We start from the raw sequence: 15,261 nt of genomic DNA, 5'->3' as shown, positions 1-15,261 counted from the left end.
CATCGGTCGGTGGGCGGGCCGTCGCCGGGTGCTCCGACTGCGTTCAGAGGGGGGATGGGGGCGAGTCGGCCAGGCGCCGTGCCCAGAAGGGGCGGTGGATCCAGCGGACTTCCTGGGCGTGGACGAGTCGGTGGCCCCGCAGATACGCAGTCCGCGCGGCCTCGACCTCGTGCGCATAGGCGGCGAGGCGGGAGTCCGCGCCGCGGTGCATACGACTCAGGTGGGTGTCGACGGCCAGGCCCGCGCTCATCCCGGTGTAGAGGGCGGTGAGGACGCCCTGGGAGGAGAGCGGGTCGAAGGCGATCGCCGCGTCCCCGGCGGCGGTCCAGCTGTCCCCGTACACCCGGTCCAGGTGCGCTGTGTGCGCGGCGGCCCGGCGTGGCGCGACTGGTGGCGCAGGCGGGGGCCCGTGCCTGTGGGTCCACCGGGACACGTGACTGGTGGCCGACAACCGTCGGTGGAAGTGGCGGGCGGTGTACGGGGCGGCAGACAGGTCGGTGTCGGTGAAGTAGGCGACGAGGCGCCCGCCGGAGGGCTGTGGGGCGGTGTACCACCAGCCGTCTTCGTCTGACTCGACGAGGGAGCGGCGGTCGGTGTCCCGCGAGTCCGTCTCCAGGTGCGCGTAAAGGGCTGTGAGCCGGTCCCGGACCCATCGCCGGGCCCCGCACCGGACGGCGATCGCGGCAGCGCGGCCGGTGGCGTCGATCACCCAGCGGCAGCACACCGTGCGCTCCCCACCCGCCCCAGGGGCATCGGCAGGGCCCGTCCCGCCGCGCAGAGCCAGAGTCCAACCGCCCTCCGGCCTCCGGGTCGTGCCGCGTACGGCCGTGCCCTCGGCGACCTCGGCTCCCGCCGCGCGGGAGGCGTCGCGCAGTCGCCGGTCGAAGAGCCGGCGGTCGAGATGCCAGCCGTGGCCGTGGGGATCGTTGATGAAGTCCATGGCGTGCAGGTCGGCCGAACCCCACGCCGAGAGGCTCCCGTAGCAGGGCAGATGGCCGGACCCGAGGACATGGTCAGCGACGCCGAGGTCACCCAGCAGGACCCGTGCGGCGGGGACGAGGGTCTCGCCGATCTTCGGCGGCCCGGTGCCGGCGTCCGCCAGCAGGACCGTACGGCCGGCCCGGGCGAGGGTGATCGCGGCGGCGGAGCCGGCCGGGCCACCGCCCGCCACCACCACGTCGTACGTTTCCGCGCCTTCCGATGCGGAATCGGCGCTCACTGGTTCTCGCGGAATGGGTCGAGTCTCTCCAGGTATCCGGCCGCGATCTCCTCCTCGGAGTAGCCGGTCGCCTGCGCCGCCGCCCTGACCGCCTGTGCCACGTGGTCGGCCTCGACGGTCTCGGGGGCGAGCCTGTCGGTGGGCCAGGTTCCGGCCGCTGCGGCCAGCACGGACGGACCCGCCTCGGGTACCTGGAGGTTGACGAGGTTCGCCGTGTCCAGTGCCTGGTCGAGCGGGGCTGCCGGGCGCGACTCGACCTGGATCCGTGCGGGGAACCTGCCGTCGCCCACGGTGTAGTCGCGCACCTCGACGATGCCGAGCTTCGGCCAGTCCTTGATCATCTGTGTGCGCTGCTCGTTCATGTCGCCCGTGAGACCGCGCAGCCAGGTCGCCCGCCGCTCGAACGCCTCCTCCCGGGCGCTGTCGTCGGCGTCGGCCGACGGCGCGTTGACCTTCTCGAAGTCCTCCAGCTTCAGCACGTGGTTCGGTACCTGGGCGGGCCAGAAGGTCGGCAGGTACGGGCTGTAGCGGGGGCCGAGGTTGGCCAGCACCTCGTAGCCGGAGCGGCAGCTCGCGGTGTCCGTCTGCCAGGGGGCGGCCATCCAACGGGTGAGGTCGCCGGGCCCCTGCGCGAACAGCGGGCCGTTCGCGGCGGTCGCCTCCTGCGGAGTGAGGGTGGGCCCGTAGTCGGGTTCCGCGGTGTTCGGGGATCGGTGCTTGATGCGGAAGGGCGCGCTGTACATGCTCGGGGTTCTGATCGGCCAGGTGACTTCGATCCCCGGGTGGAACGCGTCGGCGGCGCAGCTCTCCAGGGCGGCCCGGTCCAGCAGTCCCGGCTGCTCGGCGACGGGGGCGGCGTCCACGTTCGGTCGGGAAGGCCGAAGCGGTCCGGCCTGGAAGGCGCCGTCGGCCCAACGGCTCAGCATCCAGTCCTGGGTTGGTGACAGTTTGCTGTGCTGACGCACGGACTTGGGCTTGCTGGCCATGGCGTCGCCGTAGAGCCACGGCCACGGCACCGGGGACGTGCCGTCGCGGTCGTAGTCGCGCAGGGAGACGTACGTCTGGCGGCGCAGTTCCCGGTTGCGTGGGGACGGATCGGCGAGCCGCTTCCGCATCTCCGGGGAGAGGAAGAAGTTGGGGCCGTTCCACCCGAACTGTGTGGCGAAGCCGTGGTTCACCCATTGCAGATCGCAAAACCGGCGCAGTATCGGTTCAATATGGTCGGTGAACGAGATCTGCGACGGGCGAGTCAGTGAACGGGCCGTGACGAAGACATCGAAAAGCAGGTCGTAGAGGGTGCGGACGGATTTCACACCGGGGGCGTAATGGGGAGGTCCCACCACGACCCAGGCAGAGGTGGCGGTGAGATCTCTGCCGTCGATACGAACCTTCGCCGTGACCGGGCCGTCGGACACGTCGTCGTACCAGGTGTCGTTGTTCGTGACTCCGGTGATCGGCTTGTTCTTGTAGGAGGCGGAATTTCCTCTTCCGCCGAGCACCAGCAGGCGGCCGTCGGATTGGGTGGAAATCTCTCCGAGATATACCGCCTTGTCCATGATCTTGCCGGAATCGAATTTCTGCGTCTCGGTCATCGAGCCGCGAACGGTGCGGCTTCCGGGGTCGATGACCAGCTTCTTCCGGTTGGCGCCCGTGACGTCGGCGTTTCGCAGGCCGTACTGCTCCGGCGCGAGTGTCTTGCCCTCGGGGGTGTCGAGCGGCAGATGGAACTGGTACCAGGCGGCCTTCTTGTTGGCCAGGTGCACGGTCCACTGAATCTCGGAAACACCCGCTTCGCCCGGCTTCAGCTCCCGTACGACCTCTCCTGCGGCGTTGTAGCCGTATACCCGGAAGCGGGCGGCCTGCCTCCGGATCGCCCCGGAAGCGTCCTTGTACGCGCCGGCGTCCGCGGGTTTCTGGTCCGGTGATTCCGGGCCGATGAAGGGTGCTTCTTTGCTGTTGCCGACCCGGGCGACACCAATGGCAGGGTGAATTTTCACCTGCACGATTTCAACGTCCATCGAACACCCTTCCGTTGCAGGACCGCCGGTTCGATCTTAAACGGAAGACCTCGCGATTTCGGCCGAACATCGAGATTGCCGAACGGCTGTGCGGATGCATCCTGGGGCGCCAAGCTGGCGCCACCCCCGGCTTCAGCCAGGGCAGGAAACGTGACTCCTGTGCAGCAGGGCGGGGGTCTGCGATACGCCGACAAGGTGGATCGCAGTGCTCTGACCCGCAGGTTTGATCACTACCTAAGGACATCCTGCCTCCCCGGCTCCGTACGGCCGGGCGCGCAAGCCGATCTTTGCGGGACTGCCCTCACGACCTCGTGCACGGTTGACTGTGTCACGTCGGAGGCCGCGGAGCCGCCCCGGTCACACCCGCGAGCCACTGGGCCGGGTGTGTCGCTCATCTGCTCGCGGCGGAGCGTCCGCGAGGATCTCCACGAACGGGCCGTGGGCCAGGAGTTCGACCAGGCCGAGTCGCCGGGCCTGGGTGATGTCAGCCCAGTTGCCCGGCCGGACCGGGCTGCAGAACAGCACGCGCCCCTCGGTGTCCGTGAGGACCATGGACTTCACGGCGTTCTGCTTGGTCTTGCCGGAGACGAACCTGTCTCCCGGTCTGACCGCTGGCGCCCAGGAACTCGACGACCTCGGCGAGAGTACGCAGCCGGACGTCCGGCGCGACGGTCCAGCCCCCGCTGCGCCAGCAGCGGCCGGACCTCGCCGATGGCGCGGATAATGGTGGAGCGGTGCACGCCGAACCAGCAGGCCGTCACGTCATGAGTGGTGCCATGGCGCGGACTCACCAGCGTGGCCAGCAGCCGGTCGACGAAGACGAATCTGTGCTTCGCCCTGCGCCTACAGCCCGTCACCGCAGGCGAGCCGTCAGGCGTGCCTGATGCTGCTCGTGCCACAACGGCCCTACCTCGGCAACGAGTTCAGCGATTATATCCGGCGACAGTCCAGTGACCCGGTACTCCGCCACGATCAACCCACGGGCGCCAGCCCCCATCACGCACAGCTCAACGAGCCACCCGGGCGCCGAGCTACGGCCAATTGTGCACGAGATCGTTAAAGCGTGTTGCGACCGCGAGCGAGCGCGGACGTCGGCGGAAGCGTTGAGATCGAGCGTCCATCGCCGTCAAAGGGCCGCGGCCCGGGCCGGTCGCCGGTGAGGTGCGTGCGGCCTCCGCTCGGCCTTGAGCGAGCCAGGAACGGTCCGGGGCAAGCAACGGTTCGCGTCACACGGACGCATCGATTTTCGGATCAGTGCCAACAAGTTTCCTTGCCGCCGTCCCTCTCGGTGCCGACCGATACCGAGTAGGCGAGGCCCGTGCCGACCTCGGGCTCGGGCGAGAAGCCTTTGGGACGGAGGTCGACGTCGAGCAGCAGATGCCGGCCCTGCTCGGTCCTGGTCCAGCAGGCACCCTCCACGGTGGCGGGCGGTGCCCCGGCGGCGGGGTCCTCCTCGAACTTCCAGCCGGCCGCGGCGGCTGTCTTGGTGTAGTAGGCGATGACGTCGTCGGGTTTGCCCGGGAACGCGTACAGGCGGTCCGCGTGCAGCCAGGGCGCTCCGCTGCTGTCGTCGTCGCATCCGGTGGTCACGCCCACCCCGCGGTAGTTGGCGGGTGCCGAGGCATCGGCGGGTGGTGAGTCGAGGAGTGGCTGCTTGGCCAGTCGCTTGAGTTCGGCGGCCGTGTCGTGACAGCCGTCGCCGCCGCCGAGGGCGGAGCACGCACTGAGGAAGGCGGTCGGCAGCAGGAGAGCCGCCGCCAGTATGACGCGGGTGCCGACGGACGATGGTGTGGGGAACAACATGGCTCCTGCGAGTACGGGTGGACGTGGGTGCGAGGACTGGTGACCGGGCGCGGTCCCTTGGGGGCCGCGCCCGGTTTGTCGTTCGTTTGGATCACTGCTGATCGCCGACGGCTGCTAGCCCCAGAGGGGGCCGTAGCGGTACAGGTAGCTGCCGACCGAGTAGAGATACTGGAGCAGTAGCCCCCTGTTCAGCCAGTAGCGGGTTTGTCTGCGGTTGTAGCTGCTGCTCTCGAAGATCCGTGCCGTACGGTTGTTGTGCTGGTCCACCTTGGTGTCGCAGCGTCCGTGCCGTGGACACTTCTCTCCCCACTCGTGCGCGTTTCCTATCCGTTTGGCGGCGGCCGCACCGAAGAAATAGGTGAGGCTGGCCTGCCAGATGAAGTGACGGATGGCGTTGCGCCGGCCGTGGTTGCCCTTGATGTTCAAGGACAGGATGCCGGACAGGTAGATCACGAACATGCAGTTCGAATAGCCCAGGCTCATGCATGCCTTGGCCTCGTGACATTCCTTGCCGCACCGTCCGTCGAGGTCGTAGTTGTTGACGGGGTCGCCGTTGCCGTATTCGTAGGCGTTGGCACTGCCGCCGTGTACCGGGTCCGTGGACAGGAATCGGCCGGTGGTGGGGTCGTAGACCCGTACTCCCAGCAGGGTGAGTCCGGTGACGGTCTCGTCGGAGCGCTGCTTGCCGCCCAGCCACGCGTACCGCGTCGACGGCTGGCCCGTCCTGGGATTGCCGTACTCGTCGGCGTCCAGGACGGTCGGCGCGACGGAGGTGTCTGCGGGCAGCTGCAGGGTGATGTCCCCGTGCAGGTTCGCCATCTGCAGGACCAGGCCGCCGGTCTTGGTGGTGGTGGTGGTGGCGGCGAGGTTGCCGTCGGCGCCCTGGATGTTGCGGGTGACGGTGCCGGCGGTGTCCTCACTGATCCACTGGGGGTTGTCGTCGTCCGAGCCGTAGTGGTTGACCTTGGCCGAGGTCTGGGTCCAGGTGCCCGAGGAGTTGCTCTCGGTGGTCCAGGACCGCAGGCGCAGCATGGAGTCCAGGTTCCAGGACTGCCGTCGGCTGTCGGTGGTCTCCTGCTGGATCAGGTCGTTGGCGTAGTAGGCCAACGTGGCGCCGGGCCGGCTGGTAGTGCGGCCGAACGCGTCGTAGACGTAACCCGAGTTCACCAGACGGTCGGCGGTGTCGTAGGCGTAGGTCGTGGTGGTGGCGCCGGTCGTGGCGCAGTCCGCGCCCACCGCCGCAGTGGCCGTCGCCAGGGACTTGCGGTTGCTGTTCTTGTCGTAGGCGTAGGTGCGAGTGGTGCAGTATGCGTCGGTGCTGGTGTCCTGGACCTGAGTGAGGCGGCCCGCCGCGTCGTAGCCGTAGGTCTGGGACGCGGTGACGCCGGGTGTTCCGGTATGCGTGGCCCGCTGGCCGTGCACGGTCAGGGTGATGCTGTCGGAGACCAGGACGGTGCCATCCGACGTACGGGTATAGAGCCGGCTGGTCATCGCTCCTGTGGTGTCGGCGGTCTGGGCCATGGTGTAACCGCCGGGCAGAGTCTGGCCGGTGACGGCGCCGTCGGCGTCGTAGCGGGCCGTGAACGTGCCAGCCACGGAGTCGGTGACCGACGTGGCCAGACCGCGCGGATCGATCACGGTGTCGTAGGTGTAGGTGGTGGTGGACGGGACGCTGTCGGTCACCTTGAGCGGCCGGTCCAGCGCATCGTAGGACGTGGTGGTGGTACCGCCGTCGGCGTCGGTGTAGGAGATCTCCCGGCCAAGGGCGTCGTAGGCCTTGCTGATGGTGCCGCCGGCCGCCGAGGTCACCTTGAGCGGCAACCCGGTGGCAGGGTCGTACGTCGTCGTGCCCGCTGGCACCGCGGCGCCGAGCCCTCCGCTGGTGGTGAAGACGGTCGCCCGGCCCGCGGAGTCGAAGCCCGAGCTCGTAGTACGGGTGACTCCGTTGGCTGTCTCGGTCACCTTCGTCGGCTGGCCGTACAGGCCGTACTCGAAGGTCTTCGTAGGCAGGCCGGTCGGATTGCTGCCGCCGCCGCTGATCGCGGCCACAGGCGCGGTCTGGCAGACCAGGTCGGCCCATTCGGGCCGGTTGCCGCAGGTCCCGGTGGAGCCGGCGGTGTAGTACGTGGTCCTGGTGGTGCCGGCGTCGCTCCCGCCGGAGGCGGGCTGGGACGTCGTTGCGACCCGGCTCTGGCTGTCGTACGAGGTCGCGGAGGTGAGGCCCAAGCCGCTCGGATCCTGGGTGGTGCCGGTGGGCTGGCCCTTGGTCCAGTCGATGGTGTGGGCCGTGACGCGGGGGTCGGCCAGCAGGGTGGGCCAGGAGCGCGGCTGTGCACCCTCGGTGACCTTGGTGACCTGGTCCTGGATGGTCGCCGTGCCGTCGGTGGGACGGCCGGTGTCGTACTCCTGGACGGTGTGCACGCGGGCCGCGAGCTGACTGCCGGCGCCGGCGAGCGTGGTGGTGCCGCTCGTCAGCTTCGCCTCGAGGGTGACCGGGTGCAGCGGGCCGTAGGTGTCGGTCTCGCGGACGCCGTCGGCGCTGTAGACCGAGACGGTGGACAGCAGTTGGGCGCGCTCGGCGGACGACAGGGCATTGATGCCCAGGTTCGTCAGCTGGGTGCGCTGGGCCGCGGTGGTGCCGAGCGCCAGTTCGCGGTTGGCCGCGGTCAGAGTGCGGGTGGTGTTGCCGAACCCGTCGTACTCGGTGACGTCGATGTGGTGACCGGGCGCGGCCTGGTCCACCTCGCGACCGGAGGCGTCCAGGTAGTGGATGGCCGCCCGCTGGTACCCGCCTGAGGCGAGGGCGGGGCCGTCGTGGCCCGAGGGCACCTGGTCGGCCGGGAAGACGGCGGTGCCGTCGGTGGGCACGTGGCTCTGCCCCCAGGACGCGATGGCCGTCGCGCCGAGGTCCTCCGGCGCGGAGCCGCCGCTGAGCGGGACGCCGTAGACGATGTTCGTCTCTGCGGTGCCGTTGGTCTGGGTGGCACTTCCTGGAGTGAGGGAGGGACGGGACACCTTCAGCAGCATCCGGTCGCCGGCCGCCGGATTGGAGCCGGCCTGACCGTAGCCGAAGGTCCACGGCAGCTGTCCGGGTGGTGTCTGGGTGGTGACGCGCCCGTCGGAGTCGTAGCCGTACGTGGTCTTCAGCGCCGGGGAGATCCGCGGGTCCCAGGATTCGGCGAGACGGTCCGAGACGTCGTACCGGTAGGCCGCCACGGCCGTTGCGGTCGCGGCAGCGGCCCCGGGCGCGGTGGACCACAGCCGGATGGCCGAGACCTGGTCCTTCACGTCACCGAACGCCGAAGCGGTCGCGGTGGTGGTGGTCGCGTAGACGAACTCCAGGACGCGGCAACCCTTGACCGAGGGGTCGGCCTGGCAGGTTGCGGCCGGGACGGCGGAGGTGGCTGCGATGAGGTACTTGGGCCGTGCCGTCTGCACGCCGCCCACGGTGACCGGCTCGGAGACGGTCGTGGTGGTGGAGTCCGCGACCCCGTCGGTGTACGAGGTCTTCGCCTGCCAGGTACTACTGGTCGACGTGGTCCGGACAAAGGTGGTGACCTCGCCGAGGCTGCTCTCGATGGTGAAGGTGCCGGCGAAGGAACCGGTGAGCGTGTAGTCCTCCGAGCCGGGTTCGGGTACCCAGCCCTTGCCGTCCCCGGTCGCGGTGAAGCGGATCTCGGAGTTGTCGGCGGCCGTGACGACGCTCAGCGAGGTGGCCGAGGTCTTGCGCAGATAGGAGAAGGGCGTGTCCACCTGGTCGGACGCCGCGCCGTATGTCCATTCCTCACCGAAGATGGGTGCCTGGTCGTCGTGGGCGCCGGCCTGAGGGGACCGGGATGAGGCCGTGCGGTCCACCGTCAGGCCGAAGTAGGAGGCGTCGGTGGCCGACAGGTTGTAGTCACCGGTAAGCAGGTTGAGCTTACCGGGGCCGACATCCGTGGTGGCGGCGCCGTCGGCGCCGCGGTCCACCACGACACTGATCGCGTCGGACGACGCCGAGGCGCCGGAGCCGGTGAAGTCGGCGCGCAGCTGGATGTCGCCGTCGGGGTTGACGGTCGAGGTGGCGTTCCAGGTGAGCTTGGCGCTCTTGCCCGCGGTGAGCGGGGCCGGCCACGAGGACAGGGGCTGACCGCCCGCGGTCACGTCCGCGGCGGGCACGGGGGTCCAGGCGTCGGCGTCGCCGCGCCGCCAGTCGAAGGAGACGCCGGTGTATTTACCGCTGTCCGCCTCGGCGGTCAGCGGCACCCGGGCCGCGGTGCGGGTGCCGTCGCGGGGGCTGGTGACGCCGCCCGGCCCTACGTGGAAGGTGTAGACGACCGGGTCGGACTTGTTCTCCGCCTTGTCGGTGCTGCGGACGGACAGGATGTTGGTGCCCGCGGTATCGGGCTTGATGGTGATCTTCAAGGTCGTTGTGAAGTTACCTTGGCTCCGAAGGAGATGATTGCCTGCAAGAGACAACAATGAGGATCTTTCCGTCTGTCGGCGATCGAAGCCTTTGTGCATTCTTGACGCACCGAGAAGCGGGTGAACGGCCCCACGGACGGGCCCAGTTGCGTGTTTGGGCGATATGACGCCGCACCTGACATCCCCTCAGATGAAGCAGTGAGGCACAGGAGCTCCCGAGGCAACAGCGGAACTTGTCGGCCCAACGCATCCCCGTGGTCGTCACGATGCTGTTCTGCCTGCCACAGGCCTGCCCGAACACCATCGACACGTTCAACTACGCGCCGCTCGCCCTCGGCGCGGTGCCGGCACTGGCCGACGCACTGTGGGCGGCCGAGGGCCGACGCACTTGCGGCGTCCCCGAGCGGCGCCCTTGTCGAGACCGGAACTTGATCGAACCCGTTGAGCGCCAGCTGCTGCAGACGTTGGAGTCGCTCTACGAGCGTGCTGTCGATCACGCACCAGGCGGAGCACGTTGACCGCGGGTGGTCCGGATGGCACAGCCTTGCGTCCTTGAGCCAGTCGCGGACGATCCTTGTAGTTCTTCAGCCGACCGATCGAATGCTCGACCCGCGCACGGACCCGACGACGCTCCGCGTTGTCGGCTTCCTCGCCGGCCGGCAGGGGCCGGCCGGGTCGTTTGCGGTGCGGACGACCAGGCCGGTGTTGATGCAGGCGCCGTCGCCGAGCACGGTGACGCGCTGGCACTGGTGCGGCAGGCCGGAGTTGCGCCACACATGGGCACCGGCCTTCTTGCCTGGGGCCGGACGAGCGGTGGCCACGACCAGGCGCGTAGGCGATGCCGAAGAGCCGGGGCCGCACCGCCATGAACACCTTCGCCGCCTCGTCGAGGGAGTCCGTGCCGTCCAGCGCGTCAGTGTCGTCGGGGGAGTCCGTGCCCTCCAGGGAGTCCGTGTCGTCGCCCCGAGTCATGCGTGCCGCCTTCACTTCCGACCCGTTCACGCAAGCGCTCGCCCATCGTACGGCGGCCGTTGGCACAACGATCAGCCGTCGCGGGTGGCCGAGGCAGCGGCACCCCGATCGCGGCCCATGCCGAGGTCGACCGGATACAGTGCGCGAAAGGGCAGCCCGGTCAGGAGGGGAAGCGTGACCGACACCAGCGAGACCCGGCCCGCCGAGGGCGAGGCGCAGGCGCCGCGGCGGAGCCGACTGTACCGCCTGATGCGCTACATACCCCTGATCGCCCCCGTCCTGCTGTGGACGGTGCCGTGCGGGGTGCTCCTGTACGCCGGCCAGCACTGGCCGCTGCCCGTCACGCTGGCCGGCACCGCCCTGTTCGCCCTCGGCCTGGTCGGTATGCCGCTCGCGATGGTGCGCGGTCACGGCCGGCGCCAGCAGGACCGGATGGCGATCGTCGGGGACACCCTGCTGGGCAGCAGCTGGGTCCTGTTCACCTGGTCGGTGCTGCTCGGCATCCTCCTGCGGCTCGCCCTGACCGTGGCGGGCGTCGGCGAGAGCCAGGACCGGGCCCGGATCGTCACCTGGGCCGTCCTCGCCGTGACCGTGGTCCTTCTCGCCTGGGGGTACGCCGAGGCCCGCCGCGTGCCACGCGTGCGCCGACTCGACGTGCCGCTCCCTCGGCTGGGTGCCGGGTTGGACGGGCTCCGGGTCGTCCTGATCACCGACACCCACTACGGCCCTCTCGATCGTGCCCGCTGGTCGGCTCGGGTGTGCGAGACGGTGAACGCCCTGGAGGCCGACGTGGTCTGCCACACCGGCGACATCGCGGACGGCACGGCCGAACGCCGCCGCGCCCAGGCCCTCCCCCTCGGCACCGTGAAGGCCACCCGGGCCCGTGTGTACGTCACCGGCAACCACGAGTACTACAGCGAGGCCCAGGGCTGGGTCGACCTGATGGACGAACTGGGCTGGGAGCCGCTGCGCAACCGTCATCTACTGCTCGAACGCGGAGGCGACACCCTCGTGGTCGCCGGCGTGGACGACGTCACCGCCGAGTCCTCCGGCCTGGCCGGCCACCGGGCCCACCTCGCCGGAGCCCTCGACGGCGCCGACCCCGACCTGCCCGTCCTGCTCCTGGCCCACCAGCCCAAGTTCGTCGACCGGGCGGCAGCCGCCGGCATCGACCTCCAGCTCTCCGGCCACACCCACGGCGGCCAGATCTGGCCCTTCCACCACCTGGTCCGCCTCGACCAGCCCGCCCTCGCCGGCCTCACCCACCACGGCCCCCGCACCCTCCTCTACACCAGCCGCGGCACCGGCTTCTGGGGCCCTCCGTTCCGCGTCTTCGCCCCCAGCGAGATCACCCTGCTGGTACTGCGCTCCCCGCACCAGCCCACCGCTCCGTAGCACCGCACTGCGACACTTCACGCAGCTCGGCGACGCGCGGCTCGCGAGCTCGCGGCCCGTGACGGGGCGCTGTCAGTGGTGGGTGGCAGCATCGGGCGTATGACGGACACCGCGGCATTCGACCGGCAGTCCTTTCTGCTGATCCCGATGGCCCGGTACGACAGGCCGCCTCGCGCGCCGAAGACCACGGTCACCGATCCGGCGCCCCGCACGTCCCCGGCCGTAGCACCGCTCGCGCCGACGACCAGGTCCGCATGACCGTCCCCGTCCATGTCGCCGAGCGCCAGGGCGGAACCGAACCGGTCGCCGGCCCGCGGCTCGCCCGGGACACCGGGGTACGCCCGGCTGAGGACCTGGTGTCTGGCGACATGGACCCCCGTCTTGGAGCCGAAGGCCACCCCCACATACCCCGCACCGTTCTTGCCCCGGACAGTCGCGCCGGGCGCCCCGACGGCGAGGTCGTCGTAGCCGTCACCGTCGATGTCGGCGGCCCTGCCGGAGCCACCGTGGCCGCCACGCTCACCCCGCCGGGCGTCCCCATTCCCGCCGCCCCCTACTCCACGAGCGACACCCCGAGCGGCTCCCAGTCCACCCGTGTCCGTGCCCCGTCCCGTGCCCAGGTGACCTCCACGCGGGAGTCGTCGGCCTGCACACCGGAAACGGCTTCCGACAGGGCGACCGGCTCGGCGGTGAGGGCGGCCAGGGACACATGGACGGTCGTGCCGCCCGAGCGGCCGGCCAGGCGAGGGACCTGGGCCCATGGGGTGTAGGCCGTTCCCTGGGGGGCGCGGATCAGGGTGGGCTCCTCGTCCCAGCCGTGCAGGGCGTGCAGGGCCGAGACGAGGGGGCCGTCCGGGCCGGTGGCCCAACCGGTCTGTGTGACACGGGAGTCGGCGGGCGCGCCGAGGACACGGTGGATGCGGAGTTCGTACGGCCCCCGGGCCACCGTCACGCTCTCCACCCGCAGCCCGGGCACCATCGGCGGGCCCCCGGTGTAGACCGGTCGGTGCCAGGATGCGGCCCAGCCCCAGCCGGCGCCACCGCCCGCTCCCAGCGGATGGACACGGCACCGGACGCTCCCCCGGCCGCCCACCACGACGGACAGGTGGTTGTCGGCAGCATTGCCCTTCGCGGTCGGTCCGGTGTGCGTCGAGTACGCCAGCCGTCCGTAGTGCGGATCGTCCGCGTCCGCCGAGTCGCCCTCGTGCGGCCGTACATGGTCGGTGCCGTGGTTGTGCAGTCGTACGATCCCGTCGGCGCGGGTCGACTGGAGCAGCAGCCCGGGTGCCGGCAGGGCGAGTACACGGTCGGCCGTCTCGACCGGCGCGGGCTCCTCGGGGGCGGTCCACAGCGGGTGGTCCGGCGGGGCGAGCAGGGCGACGAAGGCCTTCGAGGCCCAGTACGGCGAGGAAGGGCCGGAGTAGGTCTGCAGGGTCGCCTCGTGCGGGCCGTACCAGCCCAGGCTCAGCAGTCCGTCCTCGGTGAGGGCGTCCCGGTCCAAGAAGTGGCGCAGGCTGCCGCTGATCAGGCGGCGGGAGGTGCCCGGGATGAGCGGGGTGTGGCCGGTGACGGCGCCGAGGCCGACGGCGGCCGAGGCGGCGAAGCGGTAGGTCAGTGAGCGCCCGTAGTGCAGCGGCGCGCCGTTCGCGGCGAAGGACAGGGAGAAGGCGTCGAGGTGTTCGCGCAGGCGGGCGCCGTACACGCCGTCGTCCGTACCGGCCAGATGCGCGTCCAGGACCGGATACAGGTGCAGGGCCCAGCCGTTGTAGTGGTCGAAGGCGCGGGCGTCACCGTCGGTGTACCAGCCGTCGCCGACGTACCAGCCCTCCAGAAGGTCCCGTGCGCGCTGCCGTACGGCGGCCGTTTCGGCGTCGCCGCGGCCCACCGACTCCAGGAACCCGGCGACGGTGTAGGGGAAGAGGTACCAGTTGTTCGGCGCGGGCGTGTGCCGCAGGGCGCCGCGCAGCCATTCCTCGGCGCGGTCCTGGACGTCGGTGTCGAGGTTCTTCCACAGCCAGGGCGCGGTCAGACGCAGGCCGAGGGCCACGGATGCCGATTCGACCATGGGCTGGCCCTGGACGTGGTGGTCCAGGATGAGCGGCCAGGACTCGGTGTCGTCGCGGCCGGGGGTGCGGGTGCCGGCGGTGAGGCCGCTCGCGTAGCGCTCCAGCCAGCCGTGCGGGTCGGCGCCACCCGCCCCGGCGACGCGGAAGGCGGCGGCGAGGAAGGTACGGGCGTAGCCCTCCAGGCCGTCGGAGCGCACGCCCGAGCGGGAGGGCCGTCCGGGCAGGTCGAGCAGGGCGCTGCCCGGGGTGCTCCAGCGCCAGGCGGCGGCCAGCAGACCGTCGGCGACGGCCTCCCAGTGGGCTCGGGTGTATCCGGTGTACGGGCTCGACTCCCGGTCCTCCGGGGGAAGTGGGAAGGGAAGGGTCATGCCGTGTACGCCAGCCTTTCGCGTTGTACGGGATGCAGGAAACCGGCGCCCGCGGCCCAGCGGGCCGTCTCGGCGACGGCGAGTTCGGCCAGGCGGCCCCACTCGTTGCCCTGGGAGCCGGCCAGGTGCGGGGTGATGAGCACGTTGTCGCAGTCCCACAACGGGTGGTCGGGCGGCAGGACTTCGGGGTCGGTGACGTCGAGGACGGCGCGGATGCGGCCGGCCCGGGCGGCGTCGGTCAGCGCGTCCTGGTCGATGACCGCGCCGCGTGCGGTGTTGATCAGGGCGGAGCCGGGGCGCATCGACTCGATCAGGGATCGGCTGACCAGGCCGCGCGTGGCGGGCAGCAGCGGAGTGTGCACGCTGACGGTGTCGCTGCGCACGAACAGCTCCTCCAACCCGACGCGTGCAGCGCCGAGTTCGGCGGCATCGGCGTCGGTGACGTAGGGGTCGTGCAGGAGGACGTCGAGGTCGTGGGAGCGCAGCAGTTCCATCACGCGGCGGCCGGTGAGGGAGGCAGAGAGGATGCCGACGGTACGGCGGTGGTTGCCGACGGTGCGCGGAGTGCGCAGCCAGGGGGCGCGGACCCGCGTGGCGTGGTACTCACGGGCGCGCTCCAGGACGTGTTTGCCGGTCAGCAGGATCATGGCGAGGGTGTACTCGGCGACCGGCAGGGCGTTGGCGGCGGCGGCCGAGGAGACCACGATGCCGCGGTCCCAGCAGGCGTCGGTGACGTGCGCGCGGACGCTGCCCGCGGTGTGGACCACCGCACGCAGCCGGGGGGCAGCCGCCAGCGCGGCCGCATCCAGCGGCGGACAGCCCCAGCCGGTGATCAACAGGTCGACGTCGGCGAGGACTTCGCGAGCGCGCGGGGTGGTGAGGTCGTCGAGCGCCGGGGGTGGGGCGAGGTCGCAGATCGCGGCGAGGGCTTCGAGGGACTCGGGGTCGAGGACGGCCGCGGCCGCGTCCCGGGACATGGCGAGGGCGGCGCGTGGACGGAACGTCGAGTCGGTCAT

The 15,261-nt window shown here is 70.7% G+C and carries 11 protein-coding genes and 1 pseudogene; 2 read left to right on the top strand and 10 right to left on the bottom strand.

The window, feature by feature from the left end:
• Nucleotides 1-43 precede the first annotated feature (43 nt).
• The 6 genes from ACWCQ1_RS24190 to ACWCQ1_RS24165 form a co-directional block, all read right to left on the bottom strand.
• Entirely contained in the window at nt 44-1,219 is a 1,176-nt protein-coding gene (locus ACWCQ1_RS24190; RefSeq protein ID WP_451027357.1) for an NAD(P)/FAD-dependent oxidoreductase, read from the bottom strand.
• Nucleotides 1,216-3,237, bottom strand: coding sequence for a LodA/GoxA family CTQ-dependent oxidase (locus tag ACWCQ1_RS24185; RefSeq protein ID WP_358608123.1), 2,022 nt, complete (start codon nt 3,235-3,237; stop codon nt 1,216-1,218). Before ACWCQ1_RS24185 ends, ACWCQ1_RS24190 begins: the two co-directional genes overlap by 4 nt.
• Nucleotides 3,238-3,594: 357 nt before the next feature.
• Entirely contained in the window at nt 3,595-3,789 is a 195-nt protein-coding gene (locus tag ACWCQ1_RS24180) for a hypothetical protein (protein WP_451027410.1), read from the bottom strand.
• Nucleotides 3,790-3,794: 5 nt separating this feature from the next.
• On the bottom strand, nt 3,795-3,998 hold the full coding sequence (locus ACWCQ1_RS24175) for a transposase family protein (RefSeq protein ID WP_451027409.1): 204 nt from the start codon (nt 3,996-3,998) through the stop codon (nt 3,795-3,797).
• A gap of 490 nt (nt 3,999-4,488) precedes the next feature.
• The gene (locus ACWCQ1_RS24170; protein WP_451027356.1) at nt 4,489-5,040 is read right to left on the bottom strand and encodes a hypothetical protein; all 552 of its coding nucleotides are present in this window, start codon (nt 5,038-5,040) and stop codon (nt 4,489-4,491) included.
• Nucleotides 5,041-5,154: 114 nt separating this feature from the next.
• A complete protein-coding gene (locus ACWCQ1_RS24165) occupies nt 5,155-9,444 on the bottom strand; it encodes an RHS repeat-associated core domain-containing protein (protein ID WP_451027355.1) in 4,290 nt (1,429 codons plus the stop codon).
• Nucleotides 9,445-9,698: 254 nt separating this feature from the next.
• Here ACWCQ1_RS24165 and ACWCQ1_RS24160 point away from each other — a divergent pair, with 254 nt between their 5' ends.
• Complete coding sequence (locus ACWCQ1_RS24160; RefSeq protein WP_451027354.1) at nt 9,699-9,962, top strand: hypothetical protein; 264 nt, start codon at nt 9,699-9,701, stop codon at nt 9,960-9,962.
• 55 nt (nt 9,963-10,017) lie between these two features.
• Here the strand turns inward: ACWCQ1_RS24160 and ACWCQ1_RS24155 are convergent.
• Nucleotides 10,018-10,277 (bottom strand): annotated as a pseudogene (locus ACWCQ1_RS24155) (transposase family protein); the annotation flags it as partial.
• A gap of 313 nt (nt 10,278-10,590) precedes the next feature.
• Here ACWCQ1_RS24155 and ACWCQ1_RS24150 point away from each other — a divergent pair.
• Nucleotides 10,591-11,811, top strand: a complete 1,221-nt coding sequence (locus ACWCQ1_RS24150) for a metallophosphoesterase (RefSeq protein WP_451027353.1) — start codon at nt 10,591-10,593, stop codon at nt 11,809-11,811.
• 17 nt (nt 11,812-11,828) lie between these two features.
• Here the strand turns inward: ACWCQ1_RS24150 and ACWCQ1_RS24145 are convergent, their stop codons facing one another.
• From ACWCQ1_RS24145 to ACWCQ1_RS24135, 3 genes are all read right to left on the bottom strand, one after another.
• On the bottom strand, nt 11,829-12,215 hold the full coding sequence (locus ACWCQ1_RS24145; RefSeq protein ID WP_451027408.1) for an FG-GAP repeat protein: 387 nt from the start codon (nt 12,213-12,215) through the stop codon (nt 11,829-11,831).
• Nucleotides 12,216-12,364: 149 nt separating this feature from the next.
• Nucleotides 12,365-14,245: a DUF2264 domain-containing protein gene (locus ACWCQ1_RS24140; protein WP_451027352.1), complete on the bottom strand. Its 1,881-nt coding sequence runs from the start codon at nt 14,243-14,245 to the stop codon at nt 12,365-12,367.
• The gene (locus ACWCQ1_RS24135) at nt 14,242-15,261 is read right to left on the bottom strand and encodes a hydroxyacid dehydrogenase (protein WP_358608106.1); all 1,020 of its coding nucleotides are present in this window, start codon (nt 15,259-15,261) and stop codon (nt 14,242-14,244) included. Before ACWCQ1_RS24135 ends, ACWCQ1_RS24140 begins: the two co-directional genes overlap by 4 nt.

Source organism: Streptomyces sp. NPDC002144, from assembly GCF_053593695.1.
The sequence above is the reverse complement of the archived record's forward strand: the minus strand, read 5'-3'. Positions and strand labels throughout refer to the sequence as shown.